Annotated in this window: 17 protein-coding genes; 5 read left to right on the top strand and 12 right to left on the bottom strand. The window is 68.8% G+C overall.

The window, feature by feature from the left end; all coding sequences use genetic code 11:
• Positions 1 to 62 precede the first annotated feature (62 nt).
• From ON37_RS23520 to ON37_RS23485, 8 genes are all read right to left on the bottom strand, one after another.
• Positions 63 to 902 (bottom strand): ABC transporter permease, encoded by an 840-nt coding sequence (locus ON37_RS23520; protein WP_040722354.1) that lies wholly within the window; start codon positions 900 to 902, stop codon positions 63 to 65.
• Between the two features lie 44 nt (positions 903 to 946).
• On the bottom strand, positions 947 to 1963 hold the full coding sequence (locus ON37_RS23515) for an ATP-binding cassette domain-containing protein (protein WP_085997376.1): 1017 nt from the start codon (positions 1961 to 1963) through the stop codon (positions 947 to 949).
• A gap of 108 nt (positions 1964 to 2071) precedes the next feature.
• The gene (gene menE, locus ON37_RS23510) at positions 2072 to 3217 is read right to left on the bottom strand and encodes an o-succinylbenzoate--CoA ligase (protein ID WP_040722421.1); all 1146 of its coding nucleotides are present in this window, start codon (positions 3215 to 3217) and stop codon (positions 2072 to 2074) included.
• A gap of 103 nt (positions 3218 to 3320) precedes the next feature.
• Positions 3321 to 3671, bottom strand: coding sequence for a DUF3349 domain-containing protein (locus ON37_RS23505; protein ID WP_083893233.1), 351 nt, complete (start codon positions 3669 to 3671; stop codon positions 3321 to 3323).
• Positions 3672 to 3712: 41 nt separating this feature from the next.
• The gene (locus ON37_RS23500; RefSeq protein ID WP_040722352.1) at positions 3713 to 4006 is read right to left on the bottom strand and encodes a hypothetical protein; all 294 of its coding nucleotides are present in this window, start codon (positions 4004 to 4006) and stop codon (positions 3713 to 3715) included.
• The gene (locus ON37_RS23495; protein ID WP_083893232.1) at positions 4006 to 5388 is read right to left on the bottom strand and encodes an inorganic phosphate transporter; all 1383 of its coding nucleotides are present in this window, start codon (positions 5386 to 5388) and stop codon (positions 4006 to 4008) included. The genes ON37_RS23500 and ON37_RS23495 overlap by 1 nt, the downstream gene beginning before the upstream one ends.
• A 106-nt stretch (positions 5389 to 5494) precedes the next feature.
• Entirely contained in the window at positions 5495 to 5890 is a 396-nt protein-coding gene (locus tag ON37_RS23490) for a VOC family protein (protein ID WP_040722350.1), read from the bottom strand.
• A 108-nt stretch (positions 5891 to 5998) separates the two neighbouring features.
• Positions 5999 to 6901: a 1,4-dihydroxy-2-naphthoyl-CoA synthase gene (locus ON37_RS23485; protein WP_040722417.1), complete on the bottom strand. Its 903-nt coding sequence runs from the start codon at positions 6899 to 6901 to the stop codon at positions 5999 to 6001.
• A 141-nt stretch (positions 6902 to 7042) separates the two neighbouring features.
• Here ON37_RS23485 and ON37_RS23480 point away from each other — a divergent pair, with 141 nt between their 5' ends.
• Positions 7043 to 7699 carry a PaaI family thioesterase gene (locus ON37_RS23480; protein ID WP_040722349.1) on the top strand — a complete coding sequence of 219 codons (657 nt, stop codon included), beginning with the start codon at positions 7043 to 7045 and terminating at the stop codon, positions 7697 to 7699.
• An 85-nt stretch (positions 7700 to 7784) separates the two neighbouring features.
• Positions 7785 to 8231 carry a DUF6918 family protein gene (locus tag ON37_RS23475; RefSeq protein WP_040722348.1) on the top strand — a complete coding sequence of 149 codons (447 nt, stop codon included), beginning with the start codon at positions 7785 to 7787 and terminating at the stop codon, positions 8229 to 8231.
• Positions 8232 to 8363: 132 nt separating this feature from the next.
• Here the strand turns inward: ON37_RS23475 and ON37_RS23470 are convergent, their stop codons facing one another.
• Positions 8364 to 9188 (bottom strand): siderophore-interacting protein, encoded by an 825-nt coding sequence (locus ON37_RS23470; protein WP_040722347.1) that lies wholly within the window; start codon positions 9186 to 9188, stop codon positions 8364 to 8366.
• 89 nt (positions 9189 to 9277) lie between these two features.
• Here ON37_RS23470 and menD point away from each other — a divergent pair, with 89 nt between their 5' ends.
• The gene (menD, locus tag ON37_RS23465; protein WP_040722346.1) at positions 9278 to 10900 is read left to right on the top strand and encodes a 2-succinyl-5-enolpyruvyl-6-hydroxy-3-cyclohexene-1-carboxylic-acid synthase; all 1623 of its coding nucleotides are present in this window, start codon (positions 9278 to 9280) and stop codon (positions 10898 to 10900) included.
• A 68-nt stretch (positions 10901 to 10968) separates the two neighbouring features.
• Here menD and ON37_RS23460 read toward each other — a convergent pair whose 3' ends face one another.
• Positions 10969 to 11181, bottom strand: coding sequence for an Rv3202a family protein (locus ON37_RS23460; RefSeq protein ID WP_040722344.1), 213 nt, complete (start codon positions 11179 to 11181; stop codon positions 10969 to 10971).
• A 215-nt stretch (positions 11182 to 11396) separates the two neighbouring features.
• Here ON37_RS23460 and ON37_RS23455 point away from each other — a divergent pair, with 215 nt between their 5' ends.
• On the top strand, positions 11397 to 11978 hold the full coding sequence (locus ON37_RS23455; RefSeq protein WP_040722342.1) for a TIGR03086 family metal-binding protein: 582 nt from the start codon (positions 11397 to 11399) through the stop codon (positions 11976 to 11978).
• Positions 11979 to 12026: 48 nt separating this feature from the next.
• Here ON37_RS23455 and ON37_RS23450 read toward each other — a convergent pair whose 3' ends face one another.
• The gene (locus tag ON37_RS23450) at positions 12027 to 12638 is read right to left on the bottom strand and encodes a TetR/AcrR family transcriptional regulator (protein WP_040722340.1); all 612 of its coding nucleotides are present in this window, start codon (positions 12636 to 12638) and stop codon (positions 12027 to 12029) included.
• An 84-nt stretch (positions 12639 to 12722) separates the two neighbouring features.
• Here ON37_RS23450 and ON37_RS23445 point away from each other — a divergent pair, with 84 nt between their 5' ends.
• On the top strand, positions 12723 to 13757 hold the full coding sequence (locus ON37_RS23445; protein WP_040722338.1) for an aldo/keto reductase: 1035 nt from the start codon (positions 12723 to 12725) through the stop codon (positions 13755 to 13757).
• Positions 13758 to 13760: 3 nt separating this feature from the next.
• Here ON37_RS23445 and ON37_RS23440 read toward each other — a convergent pair whose 3' ends face one another.
• Positions 13761 to 17924 carry a bifunctional nitrate reductase/sulfite reductase flavoprotein subunit alpha gene (locus ON37_RS23440; RefSeq protein WP_040722336.1) on the bottom strand — a complete coding sequence of 1388 codons (4164 nt, stop codon included), beginning with the start codon at positions 17922 to 17924 and terminating at the stop codon, positions 13761 to 13763.
• Between the last annotated feature and the right edge of the window lie 115 nt (positions 17925 to 18039).

The following is an 18039-nucleotide window of genomic DNA, read 5'->3' as shown; positions in this document are numbered from 1 at the left end:
CCCAACTGCCCGCCGGTCGCTGTCACGGCCGGCGGGCAGTTGGGTGGGGGAGGGTTCGCTGGTCACGCCCGGCGCATGTAGGCGCGGATGGCCAGCGGGGCGAAGATCGCGATCACGACCGCGGACCCGATCAGGCACCAGGCCAGATTGCTGCTGTAGACGTTGCCGTTCATCAGCTCGCGGCACGAATTCACCATGTAGTACACGGGATTGGCCTTGTTGATGCCCTGCATCCAGCCGGGCATCGTGCTGACGAGTGCGAACGCACCGGACATGAAGGTCAGCGGGAACATGATCATCATCGAGATGCCCTGCACCGAGGCCGCGCTCTTACCGGTGACGCCGACCAGCGCCCAGATCCAGCTGACCGCGAACGAGCAGAACACCACGACCAGACCGGCGACGACCACGCCGATCACGCCGCCCTCGGGCCGGTAGCCCAGGATCAGGCCGACCACGATGGTGAGAACGGTGGCGATGCCGTACCGCACCATATCGGCGATCAGCGCGCCGGCCAGCGCCGAAACCCGGGCGATGGGAAGGGATTTGAAGCGATCGAAGACGCCCTTGTCCATATCCTCCCGGAGTTGGGTGCCGGTGACGACCGAGGTGAGCACGACCGTCTGGACCAGGATGCCCGGAATCAGCACCGGTAGGTAGGCCTGCACACTGCCGCCGATGGCGCCGCCGAAGATGTAGGCGAACAGTGCGGTGAACAGGATCGGCTGCACGGTGACATCGAACAGCTGTTCCGGATTGTGTTTGATCTTGAGGATGCCTCGGTAGGCCATGGTGAGCGAATTCGCGACGGCCTGGCGGAACGGAATGCGGTTCGTGGCAACGGGAATAGTGGCGCGCGCGGCGTGCCGTCCCGTGGCGGGGGCGGGCAGGGTAGTGGTCACGGTAAGTCCTTCGAGAGTGGGGGGAGATTCGGCGGGATACGGGCTCACGCCGCGGTGCCCTCGGCATCGGTTGCGGCATCGTCCGATTCGGCGGCATGGCCGGTGAGGGCGAAGAACACCTCGTCCAGGCTCGGCTTGCTGACGGTGATCTCGTCGACGCGGATATCGTTGTCGCGCAGCCTGATCAGTAGGTCCGCGGTCACACTCGGATCGCTGAGCGGGGCGGTGACGCGTCCGGCCTCGGGCGAGACGCTGGCCTCGACCAGCTTGCCGTCGGCGCGGGAGAGGAATTCGCCGATCAGTGTGCGGGCCCGTTCGATCGAACCGCGGTCGGCGACGGTGATCTGCAGCGCCGACTGGCCGACCGAGGCCTTGAGCTGATCGGAGGTGCCGTCGGCGATGACCTTGCCGTGGTCGATGACCGCGATCCGGTCGGCCAGCTGATCGGCCTCGTCCAGGTACTGCGTGGTGAGCAGCACCGTGGCGCCCTCGCGCACCAGGCGGCGGATGGTGTCCCACATCTGCGCGCGGGTGCGGGGGTCCAGGCCGGTGGTCGGCTCGTCGAGGAACAGCAGCGGCGGCGTCGCGATCAGGCTGGCGGCCAGATCCAGGCGCCGGCGCATACCGCCGGAGAAGTTCTCCAGGGCCTTGGTGGCCGCCTCGGTGAGCCCGAACTCCTCGAGCAGTTCGGCCGCGCGCCGTTTGGCGGCCGGCCGGCTCAGGCCGAGCAGCCGCGAGAAGATGATCAGATTCTCGGTGGCGCTGAGCTTCTCGTCGACCGAGGCGTACTGGCCGGTGACGCCGATCAGCGAGCGGACCGCGGTCGGTTCGGCCACCACGTCGTGGCCGAAGATGCGGGCGTGGCCGCCATCGGGCCGCAGCAGGGTGGCGAGCATCCGGATGGTCGTGGTCTTACCGGCCCCGTTCGGGCCGAGCACGCCGTAGACGGCGCCCTGCGGCACCGCCAGGCTCACGCCGTCGACGGCCCGCTGCTCCCCGAAGACCTTGACCAGCCCGTCCGCCTCGATGGCGAGTGCATCAGCAGGTGCGTTAGTAGTCATGCCGATACTGTGCGTGGCCGGTCTTGCACCCGGCTTGCGTCGCTGTTGCGTCCCCACGCAAGGGCACCGCGGCACGCTTGCGTGCCGGCCGATCGCCGCCGACGCCGACTACTCCGTGCGGTCCAGCGCCGCCTGCTCGAGCAGATGTTCGCGCAGCTTCACCCGATCCGGTTTACCCGGTCCGCGCAGCGGGATCTCGTCGACGAGCGCGAGCTCCCGCGGGGCGGCGATCGGGTCCAATTCGGCGACCACATGGGCGCGCAGTTCGTCGAGGGAGGGCGCGGTACCCGGATTGGGCACCACCGCGACCGCCACCCGCTGCCCCAGGCGCGGGTCCGGCAGGCCCAGCACCACGGCCTCGTTGATCGCCGGATGGGTCGCCAGCACGGCCTCGACGACCTGCGGAATCACCAGCAGGCCGCCGGTCATGATGGCCTCGTCCAGACGGCCGCTGATGGTGAGTACGCCGTTGTCGAAGGTGCCCGCGTCCTCGGTCCGGAACCAGCCGGGTTCCGCGAAGGCCGGATGATCGGGTATGCCGCGATAGCCCTTGGCCAGCATGGCCCCGCCCAGCAGCACGCGGCCGTCCTCGATCCGTACCTTCGCCCCCGTCAGCGGGACGCCTTCGTAGACACAGCCGCCGCAGGTCTCGCTCATCCCGTAGGTGCGGACCACGTTGATACCGGCCGCGCGGGCGCGATCCAGTACCGGTTGCGGGGTGGCCGCACCGCCGACCAGGACCGCGTCCAGCGCGGCGAGCGCCTGCGCGCCGACCGGGTCGTCGAGGGCCTTGATCAGCTGCGTCGGAACCAGGGAGGTGTAGCGCCGGGGGCCGGTCATCCCCGATACCGCGGTCGCCAGCCCACCGGGCAGGAAACCGCCGGAGACGTCGAGCACCGCCGGTTCGGTGCCGGCCTGAATACTGCGCAGCAGCACCTGCACGCCGGCGATGTGATGGGTCGGCAACGCCAGCAGCCACTGGCCGGGACCGCCCAGCCGCTCGTGGGTGGCATCACCGCTGGCTCGCAGGGCAGCGGCGGTGAGCATCGCGCCCTTGGGCACGCCGGTGGTTCCGGAGGTGGTGACCACCAGGGCCACATCGTCGTCGATCGGCTCACCCGGGCGCAGCGCGCTGGAGAGACGATGGGATTCCCGGCGGTCGCCGGTGGGGATCGGCAGCCACGCCGGACCGTTGCCCTCCAAGGCTTCCCGCAGGTGCGGCAAGACGTCACCCACCGCGGCTCCGGTGGGCATGGGGAGGGTCCGCAGGGTGGTGCTCACGTTCGCGATGGTGTCATGTCGAGATCGGTGACCCGTGAACGGGTCCGCACTTCCTTCACTGAATAGGGGAGTGAGATCAGTCCGACGTCGGTGTCGCCAGTGGCCAGCCACCAGCTGCCAGGTGAGATGCCACTCGAGCGATATCGTCCTCGCCCGGCAGCTCCTTGGCAACTCGGGCGATGGCGGCCTCGATCTCGTGCTGGGCGATCTCGTCGTCGCCCGCGCGTTCGCGCACCAGCTCCTCGACGACCAGATGCACCTCGTAGTCGGTGAGGCGGCGGTGCAGGACAGCGAGCAGGGCGACATAGTCGGATTGGGGCACACCCTGCGGATATCCCGCGCGCAGCCAGCCCAGCACCTTCTGCAGGACCGACGGCGAGGCGTCCGAGGATTCGGGTTGCTGTGGTGATGCGGATTCAGTGCTCACAGATATCCTTTCGACGGTCGGACCGGCGCCGGGTGGGCGGCTCAGTCCTGACCGAACAGATGGATGCCGAGTCGGGCGGCCAGAAAACCTTTGGCAACGAACAACACTCCGGCGATGACGGTCAGCAGTACCACCGCATAACACAATCCGGCGACGGTCGCAGCCGCGCGGCGGCGGGTGACCGACGGGTGTGGCGCATCTCCCGCGATCGAATCTCCCGCGATCGAATGCAGCCGCACACCGAGCGCGAAGATCGCCGGCAGTCCGGCCCCGAAGATCAAGGCCGCGAGCGTAACCCGCCACAGCTCGGTCAGATCGTCGATCAGGGTCTGCATCAGAAGTTCCTTGCGGCGCGGTGGGGTGCGCGTGAGTCGTCGGAGCGTCGGCGGGTACCGGGTCCGATGGGACCGGACGGTCCCGGATCGGTCGAACCGCCACCGGATCGGGCGGTCGTGGCGGTGTCGTCCGCGCGGGCGGCACCCGGATCGGCGCCCGCCGCATCGGTCGCGGCCCGGGTGGCGCCGGTGTCGCGCGGATCGGCCGCCAGGCCGGATTCCCCGGCCGGATCGGCGCCCGGCAGCGTCGTCCACTGCTCGTTGACGTTGGCGGCATGCACCGGGGCGCGGCGCGAGCGCAGGTAGATGACTCCGGCCAGCACGATCAGGATGGCGAAGACCACGAGGACGCCGGGTAGCCCGCCGATCAGGTGGGCCAGCGCCCAGCAGATCGCACCGGCCAGCCCGGCCAGCGGGAGGGTGAGAACCCAGGCCACCACCATGCGGCCCAGGACCGACCAGCGCACTTCGGCGCCGGGCCGGCCGATGCCCGTGCCCAGGATCGCGCCGGTGACGGTCTGCGTCGTCGACAGCGGCAGACCGAAGTGCGCGGAGGTGAGAATGATCGCCGCACTGGTGGATTCGGCCGCCAGGCCCTGCGGCGGCGTGATGTCCACCAGCCCCTTGCCCAGGGTGCGAATGATCCGCCAGCCGCCCAGTGAGGTACCGGCGGCGATGGCGACGGCGCAGGCCACGATGACCCACAGCGGCAGTGGATCGGTGGGTTGCCGGGAGCCGTAGGCGATCAGGGCGAGAAAGATGATGCCCATCGTCTTCTGGGCGTCGTTGGTGCCGTGCGCCAGCGAGACGAGGGAGGCCGAACCGATCTGTCCCCATTTGAAGCCCCGGTCCACCACCCCGGGATCGCTGCGGCGGGTGATCCGATAGACCAGCCAGGTGCCGACCGAGGCGACCAGCGCGGCGACCACGGGCGCGAGGACGGCGGGCACGATGATCTTGGTGAGCACGCCCTTGTGCCCGGCGGACCAGATCACCCCGCTCCAGCCGAGGCCGGCGATGGTGGCGCCGATCAGCCCGCCGAACAGCGCATGCGAGGAACTCGACGGCAGCCCGAACAGCCAGGTGAGCAGGTTCCACAGGATCCCGCCGACCAGCCCGGCGAAGACGATGGCGAGCAGATCGGCCCCGCCCACCTCGTCGAGCCGCACGATGCCCTCGGCGACGGTGGCGGCGACCTCCACGCTGAGGAAGGCGCCGATGAGATTCAGCCCGCCGGACAGCAGCACCGCGGTGCGCGGGCGCAGCGCGCCGGTCGCGATCGAGGTCGCCATGGCGTTGGCCGTGTCGTGGAAGCCGTTGGTGAAGTCGAAAACGAGAGCCGTGACGACGACGATGAGCAGAACGAACAGTTCGGCGGTCACGCCTCCAGTGTGCGTTATCGATCCGTTAACGCGGAGGCCAGGTGGCCGACATGTCCGACCGACCGGGATGGTAAGGCGACTTCGGGCGGATTGTCGGGTATTGCATTCAGTCCGGTGGCCTGCGCGTGTCGCGGCGCAGCGGGTGGTCGCCCGGGACCTCCACCAGCACGATCGGAACCCCGTCCGGATCGCGTAGCCACATCTCGATCAGCCCCCACGGCTCCCGGATCGGCGCGCGATCGATCGGAATGCCTCGGGTCGCCAATTCCGTGGCCGCGATACTCGCATCGCGCACCTGTAACCACACCGCGCCCGCGAATCCGGTGGGCGCCTCCTCGGCCCGGCCGTGCGCGGCCACCTCGATCATCGACTGCCCGGCGAAGAACACCGTCCCGCCCGGATACTCCCGTGCGATCGCCAACTCCAGCCCGTCGCGATAGAACGCGAGCGTGCGTTCGTAATCGGTCGGGCGCAGGATGATTCGACTGCTGAGGATGTCCACGATTCGAGAGTAGAGGGCGGTCCGGGCTGCTGGTGCCGGTTCCGGCCGCGAGCGGACCGCCCGCCGACTCCGCCGAATCTCGCGACGAGCGGTCGGCGGGCCCGCCGCTCAGAAGTGGTACGGGTAGGGACTCCAGTCCGGCTTGCGCTTCTCCAGGAAGGCGTCGCGACCCTCGATGGCCTCGTCGGTCATGTACGCCAGCCGCGTGGCCTCACCGGCGAACAGCTGCTGGCCGACCAGTCCGTCGTCGGTCAGATTGAACGCGTATTTGAGCATCCGCTGCGCCTGGGGAGACTTGGCGAGGATGTCCGCGGTCCACTCGAGGGCCTCGTCCTCGAGCCGGTCGTGGTCGACGACCGCGTTCACCGCGCCCATCCGGTGCATCTGCTCGGCGGTGTAGGGCCGGCCGAGGAAGAAGATCTCGCGGGCGAACTTCTGCCCCACCATCTTCGCCAGATAGGCGCTGCCGTACCCGCCGTCGAAGCTGCCCACATCCGCGTCGGTCTGCTTGAACCGGGCGTGTTCCCGGCTGGCCAAGGTGAGGTCGCAGACCACGTGCAGGCTGTGCCCGCCGCCCGCCGCCCAGCCGTTGACCAGTGCGATGACCACCTTCGGCATGAACCGGATCAGCCGCTGCACCTCGAGGATGTGCAGGCGCCCGGCGCGGGCCCGGTCCACGGTATCGGCGGTCTCGCCGTCGGCGTACTGGTATCCGCTGCGGCCGCGGATGCGCTGATCACCGCCCGAGCAGAACGCCCATCCGCCGTCCTTCGGGCTCGGACCGTTGCCGGTGAGCAGCACGGCGCCCACATCGGGGGTCGTGCGCGCGTGATCGAGCGCGCGATACAGCTCGTCGACGGTGTGCGGCCGGAAGGCGTTGCGGACCTCCGGCCGATCGAAGGCCACGCGCACGGTGCCCTGTTCGATGTGCCGGTGGTAGGTGATGTCGGTCAGGTCCTCGAAACCCGCGACGGGCTCCCAGAGTTTCGGATTGAACGTCACCCGAGCCATCATGCACCCGGTCGGGTTCGCGGGCGTGCGCCCGGGGACCGGGCGGGATGCGAAATGTGATGTTCGTCCGGACCCGCCGGTTACGCGCAGCTACCGACGAGTTGGGTTGGACAGTGTAAGAACTGGGGTTACCGTGCACGTATGAGTGAGCGCGCGGAACCGGCGATCGACACCAGTGCGATCGATGCCGATCGGTACGAGAAGCACGGCGGATTTCCGAAGGTCGTCGAGGCCGAGCTGGGGGCGAACTACGCGCCGTTCCTGGAGGCCATGCGCACGCTGCAGGACCTCACCGTCGCCGTCGACTGCCCCGACGAGGTCTTCGGCCGGGCGCTCGACCAGGCTCGGGCGCTGATCGATCTGCTCGAGCCCTATCGCGCGCCGGAATTGCAGGGGCCGTCCGGCCGGGTGCCGTCGTTGCCCGGGCGGGGCAGCCTGCTGCTGCCGCCCTGGGTGATGACCGAGGCGGGCCCCACCGGCGTGCGGATGCGCGGCGAATTCCGGCGCTATCACCTGGGCGGCAACAACGCCGTGCACGGTGGCGTGCTGCCGCTGCTGTTCGACGATCTGTTCGGATCGCTGGTGCACTACGCCGGTCGCCCGATCAGCCGCACCGCATTCCTGCACGTCAACTACCGCAAGATCACTCCGTTGGAAACGCCGCTGACCGTCGAGGGAACCGTCGATCGGGTCGAGGGGCGGAAAACTTTCGTCTCCGCGCGGTTGCGCGACGAATCCGAAACGTTGCTCGCCGATTGTGAAGGGCTCATGGTGCAGTTGCTGCCCTGGCAGCCGTAGTGGGTGAGGACGGTGTGCCCGGTGCGTCCGATGCGTATAGTTACCCGCGCTCGCTCATCGAAAAACTATCCGGAGGAACCTGAAAGTGGTTGCAGCACTGTCTGAATCCCTGCTCGATGACGCCAAACGCCCGGCCTTCCTGGCCGATGCCCAGGAGGTTCTGGATGCGGAGGTGTCGGATAAGGGGGGTGCATCGGGCCTGGCCGTGAAGGGCGGCTACGCCGCGGTGAAGAAGGTCAGCCCGACCATCGTCTCGGACGCGCTGGAGTCGTTCGCACCCAAGTTCGTCGAACGGCTGGAACCGTACTGGGCTCAGTACCAGGCGTCGGGTAGCGGCTCGTTTGCCGATCTGCTGGTCGCCAACTCCGACGAGGTTGCCGAGGCGCTGCTCGCGGTGACCGACGCCCGGGCCGAGGCCTCCTCGCGGCCGGCGCTGAAGAAGGCGTACTCCTCGCTGCGTTCGTCGGCGAAAAAGCATGTGGTCGAGGCGCTTCCGCGGGTCGGCGACCTGATCCAGCGGCACGCCGGCTGAGTTGCGATTCGAGGACCTCGTCGTCCGGCGTCTCGAGGGACTGTGATCCCGGATGCCGGACGACGGGGGGCCGCGCCGCCGCGGGCTCGGATGCCGCGCGGTGCGGTGCGGTGCCACTCGGTTCGTCGCAGGTCAGTTCGGGGCGGCTCTGCCGACGCGCCAGTAGCCCGTGAAAGTGATGTTGGACTTGGCGATTCCGTGCTCGTGCACCAGTTGCCGCCGCAGGCCCGAGGCCAACTTCTGTTCGCCCGCCAGGAAGGCGTAGACCCCGCTCGCCGGGAGGTTCGCGGTCCGCACGGCCGCCGATGCGGCACTGCCGACTTCGGCCGCCGGATCGCTGCGTACCAGCCAATTCACCTGCACCCCTTCGGGTTCGCCCAGGTCCTGGGCGTCGTCCGGATGGGTGATCTCCAGATAGGCCGCACCGTGCAGGTCGCGGGGCGCCGACCGCAGAATGCCCGCGATCGCCGGCAGCGCGCTCTCGTCACCGGCCAGCAGCGACCACGAAGTGTGTTGCGGCGGTTGGTACATGATGCCCTCGTCGAGTAGCCCGACCGGGGTGCCCGCGGCGGTGTTCGCCGCCCATTCGCAGGCCGGTGTGTCCTCGCCGTGCATCGCGAAATCGATATCCAGCTCGGCGGTTTCGCCGAAGTGGCCCTGTCCGGCGGGCCGGAATTCGCGCACGGTGTAGTTGCGCACCACCGGCCGCTGCTCCTTGCCCATCATCAGCCACTGCGCGTACCAGAGGTTGTTCGCCGCCGAGGGCAGGCGCAGTTCCCCGTGCCGCGGGAGGAACAGCCGGAACCACTGGTCGAAGCCCATCGGCGTGAACTCGTCCAGCTCCGCGCCGCCGACGGTGATGCGGACGAAATTCGGGCTGATCCGCTTGTTCGCCACGACCTCGGCGGTGCGGATCTGCCGCACCTCGGGCTTGACGTATTTGGTGCGCTTGGCCATGAAGATTAGGTTAGCAAAACCTAAGTAGGACGCCAGGGTGTGAGCGGGTCGACGTGCCACCCGGCCCGAAGGTCTGACAGGCTGAGGGTGTGAATCCGTCGACAGCACAGGCCCAGGTCGTGGTGGACGAGCTGGTGCGCGGGGGGGTGCGCGATGTGGTGCTCTGCCCAGGCTCGCGTAACGCACCGCTGGCTTTCGCGCTTCAAGCCGCCGACGCGGCCGGGCGGCTGCGACTGCATATGCGCATCGATGAGCGCACCGCGGGTTTCCTCGCCATCGGTATGGCGATCTCCAGCGGAGCCCCGGTGCCGGTGGTGATGACCTCGGGAACCGCGGTCGCCAATCTCGGGCCCGCCGTGCTGGAGGCCAACTACGCCCGGCAGCCGCTGATCGTGTTGAGCGCCAACCGGCCCTACGAGATGCTCGGCAGCGGCGCCAACCAGACCGTCGAACAGTTCGGTCTGTTCGGCAGTCAGGTGCGCGCCGCCATCAGCCTGGGGCTGGCCGAGGAGGAACCGGACTACCGCCGGCAGAACAGCGTCTGGCGGGCGGCGGTGTGCCGGGTCCTGGCCGCGGCCCGCGGCACCCGCTCCGGCAATGCCGGGCCGGTGCATTTCGATATTCCGCTGCGCGAGCCGCTGGTACCCGATGCCGTCGTCGGTGAGCCGATCCCGGCCGGACGCCCGGGCGACGCGCCGTGGACCGAGACGCAGTACGCGACCCTGGACGTGCCACTCGAGATCGATCTGACGCCGGACACGGTCGTCATCTCCGGGCACGGCGCGGGGTATCGCCCCGAACTGGCACAGCTGCCGACGGTCGCCGAACCCACCGCCGCGATGCCCGGGCCGGCGCTGCATCCGCTCGCGCTGCCGCTGCTGAAGCCGCGGCAGGCGATCATCACCGGGCGTCCCACGCTGCATCGGCAGGTGTCGCGCGTGCTGTCCGATCCGGATGTGACGGTCTTCGCGCTGACCACCGGCCCGCGCTGGCCCGATGTTTCCGGCAATGTGGTCGGCACCGGGACCCGGGCGGTCACCTCCGGCGCCCCGCGGCCGGAGTGGCTCGCGCACTGTCGCGAACTCGATGCCATGGCCTGCCGAGCGGTGCGCACGGAACTGGCACGCCATCCCAAGCCGACCGGCCTGCACGTCGCGGCGGTGGTGATGGACGCGCTACGCGAGGGCGATCAACTCCTGCTCGGCGCCTCGAATCCGGTGCGGGACGCGGCCCTGGTGTCGTATCCGCATCGCGATGTCAAAGTGCTGTCGAACCGGGGCGTGGCCGGCATCGACGGCACCGTGTCGACCGCCGTCGGCGCGGCACTCAGCCACCCGGGGCGCACCTTCGCGCTGATCGGTGATCTGACCTTCCTGCACGACGCGTCCGGATTGCTGATCGGTCCGGGCGAACCGCGACCGGCCGATCTGACCATCGTGGTCGCCAACGACGACGGTGGCGGCATCTTCGAACTGCTGGAACAGGGCGACCCGCAGTATGCGGGCGTGTTCGAGCGGATCTTCGGCACTCCGCACGGAATGGACCTGGCGGCGCTGTGCGCCGCCTATCGCATCCCGCATCGGCAGGTCGATCCGAGCGAGCTGGCCACGGAGCTGACCGGGCACGCGCACGGAATCCGGGTGCTGGAGGTCGCGACCGAGCGGTCCAGCCTGCGCGAACTGCACGCCGCGGTACGGGCCGGTATCGCATAGCACCGGCAGCCCGGCCGGAAGCCGGACTGCCGGTGCTCGTCGGTCCTCGCCGGGCTCGGTAGCCGGACTCAGTACTCGGATTCGGGTTCGTCGTATTCGTCGTCGAGCGGCACGGGGATCGACTGCTCGACGACATCGGCCTCGGTCGCCTCGCGGTCGATGGTGGCGACGCTCGGCTCGTCGAATTCGGCGTCGTCGGGTGCTACCTCGAGATTCTGCTCCAGGTGATCGGCCTCCGGGACGGGGTCGATGGAGGAGGTGTCGACGGTGCGATCGGTCATCGGGTGCTCCCTTCCGCTGGGGTCCGACTTGCGCTGGGTCCGACTTGCACTGGGTCCGACTTGTCGGATACGGCGGCCCGGCACTGTCGAGGATGCCCCGACCGCGTCCGGCTGGCAACCCCGATCCGCCGCCCGCCGATGAGTTGAACCGCCGCGCCCCGTCCTCATCTACGGCGGCCCGTGCGGGTCGATCCGCGCTCTGAGGAGGAGTAATCATGGCGACACCGCAGTTCGATCTGGGGAATGCCACGGACGGGATGGTCGAGATAATCGCCGCGATCGGCGCCGACGATCTCTCCGCCGCCACCCCGTGTCCGGATATGACCGTGCGCGATCTGCTGTTCCACACCCTCGGCTTCACCGAGGCATTCCGGCAGGGCGCGACCAAGGAGGGGATCGGCCGATCCGCACCGCCGGAACCGGCTCCGCAGACCGACCTGCCGGCCGGCTGGAGTGAGCTGATCACCACTCGGTTGAAGGCCCTGGCCGAGGCATGGCGTGATCCGGCCGCCTGGGACGGCGAGACGGAGGTGGGCGGGGTCACCGCTCCGGCCGCCGTGATGGCCGGTTTCGCGCTGGACGAGGTCGTGGTGCACAGCTGGGATCTGGCCCGGGCTATCGGCCGCCGCTACGAACCCGCCGACGCCGATGTGGCGGTGTTGCTGGAGCAGTTCCGCGATACCCCGCGCGAGGGGATTCCAGGCCTGTTCGGCCCGGTGGTCGAGGTGCCGGCGGAGGCGACGCCCTGGGAGCGCCTGCTCGGGCTCACCGGGCGCGATCCCGCCCGGCGGTCCTGACCCGGGCGACCGGGTGCCGGGCTCCGATCAGCGGGCGCCCGGGCTGTCCTAGCGGCCGAACAACCCGGCGAGGGCGGCGGTGGCGGCCGCCTCGGCGGCGGTGTCGGCGACCGACTCGTCGATCGGGTCGCCGGAGATCAGAAATCGGTAGTACAGCGGTGCCGAAACGGCGGAAAGCACGGCGCGGGCATCGGTTTCGGAGGTCAGGTCACCGCGTTCGACGGCCGCGGCGATACACGGCTCCCATTCGGCGAGCCGCACATCGTAGAAGCGGTGCAGCGCGCGGTCGGTTTCCGGATCGCAGACGGCCGCGGCGACAAGGGCTTTGAACAGCGGGCCCTGCCGTGGGTCGGTCAGAGTGCGCGCGACGAGTCGCGCGTTGGCGGCCAGGTCGCCTCGCAAGCTGCCGGTATCGGCGTGGGGCAGTGAGGTTTCCGCCATCTCGGTGAGCAGGTCGGCGATCAGGCCGGCCGGGGTGCGCCACCGGCGGTAGACGGTCGTCTTGCCTACTTCCGCCCGCGCGGCCACCTCGGCCAGATCGAGTTCGGCGAAGCCGCGTTCGGCGAGGAGATCGCCGGCCGCGCGCAGGACGGATTCGCGGACGCGGGCGGTGCGGCCGCCCGGGCGTACCGACCCGGGGGCGGCGGTGTCCGAGCTCATAACGGTCCTCCAGTTTCATTAACGGCGAATCAAGTGTATCGTCTGGCTTGTTAATGAAACTTCAGTTCCGTTAGGGAGTTGATCATGGAATATCGGCGACTGGGAGCGTCGGGGCTGCTGGTTCCGGCCCTGAGTTTCGGCGCGGGCACCTTCGGCGGTCGAGGTGAGCTGTTCAGCGCCTGGGGTGAAACCGATGCCCGGGAGGCGCGGCGGATGGTCGATGTGGCGCTGGACGCCGGCGTGACGATGTTCGATACCGCGGATGTCTATTCCGACGGCGCCTCGGAGGAGGTACTCGGCGCGGCTATCAAGGGCCGCCGCGATCGAGTCCTGCTGTCCACCAAGGCCTCGCTGCCCACCGGGCCGGGCCCGGCCGACGCCGGATCGGGCCGGTCCCGCCTGATCGGCGCGGTGGACGCCGCCCTGCGCCGGCTCGGCACCGACCACATCGACCTGTTCCACCTGCATGCCTTCGATGCCGCGACACCGGTCGAGGAGGTGCTGTCCACGCTCGGAGATCTGGTGCGCGCCGGCAAGATTCGCTACCTCGGCGCCTCCAACTTCGCCGGCTGGCAGCTGATGAAATCGCTGGCGGCCGCCGAGCGCGACGGGTACCCGCGCTATGTCTCGCACCAGGTCTACTACTCGCTGGTCGGCCGCGACTACGAATGGGAACTGATGCCACTCGGTCGCGATCAGGGTGTGGGCGCGATGGTCTGGAGTCCACTCGGCTGGGGCCGGCTGACCGGGAAAATCCGCCGCGGACAACCACTTCCGGCCGGCAGCCGGCTACACCGCACGGCCGAAGCCGGACCGCCGGTGAACGACGATCTACTCTACGACGTGGTCGACGTGCTGGACGAGATCGCCGCCGAAACCGGAAGGTCGGTGCCGCAGATCGCGCTCAACTGGCTGCTGACCCGTCCGACCGTGTCGACCGTGATCGTCGGCGCCCGTAACGAGGAGCAGCTGCGCCAGAACCTGGGCGCGGTCGGCTGGCAGCTCACCACCGACCAGGTGGCGCGGCTGGACAAGGCGAGCGCCGTGACCCCGCCGTACCCGTACTACCCGTACTACCGCCTGTCGGATTTCACCCGCCTCAACCCGCCGGCGGTGTAGCGCTCAGTACACGTCGCGCACGTACCGCTTCTCGGCGGTCAGTTGCTTCTTGAACGCCAGGGCCCCGTCCTCGTCGAGGTTGCCGTGGATGCGGGCGATGGTGAGGAGGGTGTCGTCGACGTCGCGGGCCATCCGCGCGGCGTCGCCGCAGACATAGAGGTGGGCGCCGTCGCACAGCCAGGCCCACAGTTCGGCACCGTGCTCGATCATGCGGTGCTGCACGTAGATTCGCTCCCGCTGGTCGCGGGAGAAGGCGAGGTCGAGCCGGGTGAGGAAGCCGCTGCGGAACATGTCCTCGAGTTCGGTGCGGTAATAGAAGTTGTCCCGCGCGTGCTGATCGCCGAAGAACAACCAGTTGCGGCCGCGGCAGCCCAGCGCGCGGCGTTCGTGCAGGAAGCCGCGGAACGGGGCGATACCGGTGCCCGGGCCGATCATGATCATCGGAGTGTTCGGATCCAGTGGCGGCCGGAAATGCGGTGCGCGCTGCAGGAATACCGGCACCGGACCGGAATGCTCCCGGTCGGCGAGATAGGTGGTGCAGACGCCGCCGCGCGGATCGTCCGCGGCGCCGTAGCGCACCACACCGACCGTGAGTTGTACCTCGTCCGGACTGACCAATGGACTCGACGAGATCGAATATTGGCGCGGCTGCAGCTTTTTCAGTACCGACAGCCACTCCACCAGATCGGCCCGGACCGGGAAATCGCGGAGGACGTCGACGGCGTGCCGGTCCCACAGATAGCGGTCGAGTTCGTTGCGATTGTCCCGGCGCAGCAGTTTCGCCAGCTGCGGATTCGGATTATGGCTCGCCACGAAGGACAGCAGGTCGCCGCTGACTTTCGTGATGTCGAAGTGGGTGCGCAGCGCCACCGACAGCGGCACCTCGCGGCCCTCGACCTCGACATGCCGGGCACCGTCGAGCCCGGTGGTCGCCAGCCAGCGTCGCACCGCGGTCTCGCTGTTGGCGGGCCAGATGCCGAGACTGTCGCCCACCTCGTAACCGGCGTCGAGATCGGTCAGGTCGAATCCGAATTGCCGGACCTCCTTGTCCGACCCGGGCCGCGACAGCAGTTCGTTGCGGACCAGCGGGGCGAGTACCGGCGCGTTGCGGGTGAACGGTGCGGGCAGCGATCGCGGTGTGCGGGCGGGTGCGGCCGAGACCGCGGTGCGGTCGAGCACCCGGACCGCGCCACCGGAAGACGAGGCGCCGGAGGACGAGGTGGCGGCGGCGCGGGCCGCGGGCCCGCCGCCACCGGTCGGCCGGTCGATCCCGGAATCCGCACCCAGCGCCGCGATGACCGCGGCGATCCACTGATCGGACAGTTCGCCATGGTCCGGTTCGCTGTCCACGCGGTCGAGCAGCCGGGTGGCTCCGCGTTCGGACAACAGCCGGTCCAGTTTGCGACCGTAGCCGCAGAAATCGTCGTAGGAGGAATCACCCAGGGCGAAGATCGCGTACCGCAGCCCGGTGTGCCGAGCCGCGCTCTCCTGCAGCCGATCCCAGAAATCGGTGGCGTTGTCCGGCGGCCCGCCGTCGCCGAAGGTGCTGGTGATCAACAGGACGTCCCCGGTCAGTTCGGGCAGCTCGCACCCGTTCATCTCCACCAGCCGGGGGAGGTGGCCGTGCTCGGCCAGGGCGGCCGCCGCCGTCGCCGCCAATTCCTCCGCGGTTCCGGTTTGCGAGGCCCACAGCACGGTCACGGGACGCGCCACGGTGCCGGACGGCTGTGCCGATGCCGGATTCGTCTCGGTCGCGCCGGCCCGCGAGTACATTCCGGCCAGCAGCCCGTCGACCCACCAGCGGCTACGCTCCGACAGCGGCGCCGATTCCGGCAGCACCGGCTGACCCCGCACCGGAATAGATTGCAGGGCAGCCAGATAGCCGCCGAGATAGATCCGTTCCGCCTCGCTGAGTGTCGGGGCGAGGGCGTTGTCGAGGCCCAGGACGGCTGCCAGCGGATGCGCTGCGGTCCGGCCCGTTTCGATATCCGGCTCGCCACTCGCATCGTCCTGCGGAACCGCCGCCACCCGGCGCAGCGTCACCGCACACGCCTTGAATTCCGGCTGCAGCGAATCCGGATCGACGGCATCGTTGGTCACGGCGTTGATGGTCAGATATTCCCCTTGTTCGTCGTTCCAATGGAAGGGTGCGAAGCACGCACCCGGCCGCACCCGGTCGGTGATCGACACCGGCAGCACTGCTCGCCCACGGCGCGAAGCGATTTCGATCTGATCGCCGGGGCGAACCGTCAATCGCTCGGCATCCTCGGGATGTATTTCCAGAAACGGCGCCGGATTCAGTTTGTTCAACTTCGCCACCCGGCCGGTTTTGGTCATGGTGTGCCAGTGATGTTGCACTCGGCCGGTATTCAGCACGAACGGATAGTCGTCGTCGGGCATCTCCTGGGGCGGCAGATGTGGTCGTGCCCAGAACGCCGCCCGGCCGCTCGCGGTCGGAAAGCGCGGTCCGGACGGGTCGTCGGTGCCGCGATAACGAATCGGGTTGCGGCGCTGTCCCGGATCGGCGCAGGGCCATTGCATCGGGCCTTCGCGCAGTGCGGGATAACTCATACCGCTCAGGTCGTAGCCCGTCGCCGGATTGGTGAAGCGCCGAATTTCGTCGAAAACCTCGGCGCTGGAGGAATAGTCGAATCCGGCGAACCCCATGGCGGTGGCGATGCGGGCGATCCACGCCCAATCCGGCAGCGCCGAACCGACCGGATCGACCGATCGCTGCAGCAAGGTGACGTTGCGTTCGGAATTGACCATCACTCCGTCCGCCTCCGCCCACAGGGTGGCGGGGAGCAACAGATCGGCATAGGCATTGGTCGCGGTGTCGAGATAGACGTCCTGGGTGATGACCAGTTCCGCCGCCTCCAACCCGGCGATCACGGTTTTGCGATTCGCCACCGAGGCCACCGGATTACTGCAGATGATCCAGCACGCCTTGATCGTGCCGTCGGCCAATTCCCGGAACATCTCGACGGTGCCGCGCCCGGATTCGGCACGGATGGTGCCGGCCGGCAGTCCCCATTCGGTTTCGACGAAACGACGATCGGCCTCGACCAGTGCACTGCGCTGCCCGGGCAATCCGGGGCCCATGTACCCCATTTCCCGGCCGCCCATCGCATTCGGCTGGCCGGTGAGCGAGAACGGGCCGCTACCGGACCGGCAGATCGCCCCGGTGGCCAGGTGCAGATTGCAGATCGCGTTGGTGTTCCAGGTGCCGTGCGTGGACTGGTTCAAGCCCATCGTCCACAGCGTCATCCATTCACCGGCGGTGCCGATCCAGGCGGCGGCGGTGCGGATATCGGCCTCGGCCAATCCGGTGATCTCGGCGACGCGGTCCGGTGGATAGCCGGCGAGGAATTCCGGCATCGCCGCCCAGCCCTCGGTGTGGGCGGCGATGAATTCCGCGTCGATATCACCGTTGTCGACCAGCAGATGCAGCAGGCCGTTGAGCAGTGCCAGATCCGTGCCGGGCGCGATCTGCAGGAAAAGGTCGGCGCGCGCGGCGGTTTCGGTGCGCCGCGGGTCCACCACGATGAGTTTGGCGCCCGCCTTGAGCCGATCGGCCATGCGCAGGAAAAGAATCGGATGACAGTCGGCCATATTCGAGCCGATCACGAAGAACAGGTCGGCGCGGTCGAGGTCGTCGTAGGAGCCCGGTGGGCCGTCGGCTCCGAGCGATTGCTTGTACCCGGTGCCCGCACTCGCCATACACAGCCGGGAGTTGGATTCGATATTGATCGTGCGCAGATAGCCCTTGGCCAGTTTGTTCGCCAGATATTGCGCCTCGAGCGACATCTGCCCGGACACATACAGCGCGATGGCGTCGGGCCCGTGCTCGTCGGCGATCGCGCGCAGTCGGTCGGCGGCGTGGCGCACCGCCTGTTCGACCGCCAGCTCCTGCGGCTGCTGTCCGCGCTGCGGGCGGTGCAGGGGAGTGGTCAAGCGACCGGGCGCTCGCATCAGTTCGAGGTGGGTGGCGCCCTTGGTGCACAGCCGGCCGCCGTTCACCGGATGCAGCTTGTCCCCGCTCACCTTGGCGATGACCGGTGCGCCCGCCTCGTCGCGACCGGTCTGCACCGTGATGCCACAGCCCACGCCGCAGTACGAGCACGCGGTGCGGACGGTGCTCGCGGGGTTCTCGGCGGGACTCGACACATCCCCGATGATGGCGAGCCGCCGTTGCGACGGATTTACCGAACGTTATCGGCAGATGACGAAAATTCTCACCGACGTCGCGCCGGCGCGGTGAGAATTCCGGTCGACGCCCGGT

It is taken from the genome of Nocardia veterana NBRC 100344 (assembly GCF_000308855.1).
GTDB classification, from domain to species: Bacteria; Actinomycetota; Actinomycetes; order Mycobacteriales; family Mycobacteriaceae; genus Nocardia; species Nocardia veterana.
This window is presented reverse-complemented; position numbering and strand designations above follow the sequence as displayed.

Excerpts from the sequence above, each read along its gene's own strand:
- ON37_RS23515 (WP_085997376.1), bottom strand. The coding sequence starts at position 1,963 with ATGACTACTAACGCACCTGCTGATGCACTCGCCATCGAGGCGGACGGG.
- ON37_RS23450 (WP_040722340.1), bottom strand. The coding sequence starts at position 12,638 with ATGAGCTCGGACACCGCCGCCCCCGGGTCGGTACGCCCGGGCGGCCGC.
- ON37_RS23500 (WP_040722352.1), bottom strand. The coding sequence starts at position 4,006 with ATGCAGACCCTGATCGACGATCTGACCGAGCTGTGGCGGGTTACGCTC.
- ON37_RS23460 (WP_040722344.1), bottom strand. The coding sequence starts at position 11,181 with ATGACCGATCGCACCGTCGACACCTCCTCCATCGACCCCGTCCCGGAG.
- ON37_RS23455 (WP_040722342.1), top strand. The coding sequence starts at position 11,397 with ATGGCGACACCGCAGTTCGATCTGGGGAATGCCACGGACGGGATGGTC.
- ON37_RS23480 (WP_040722349.1), top strand. The coding sequence starts at position 7,043 with ATGAGTGAGCGCGCGGAACCGGCGATCGACACCAGTGCGATCGATGCC.
- ON37_RS23445 (WP_040722338.1), top strand. The coding sequence starts at position 12,723 with ATGGAATATCGGCGACTGGGAGCGTCGGGGCTGCTGGTTCCGGCCCTG.
- ON37_RS23470 (WP_040722347.1), bottom strand. The coding sequence starts at position 9,188 with ATGGCCAAGCGCACCAAATACGTCAAGCCCGAGGTGCGGCAGATCCGC.
- menE (WP_040722421.1), bottom strand. The coding sequence starts at position 3,217 with ATGCCCACCGGAGCCGCGGTGGGTGACGTCTTGCCGCACCTGCGGGAA.
- ON37_RS23485 (WP_040722417.1), bottom strand. The coding sequence starts at position 6,901 with ATGGCTCGGGTGACGTTCAATCCGAAACTCTGGGAGCCCGTCGCGGGT.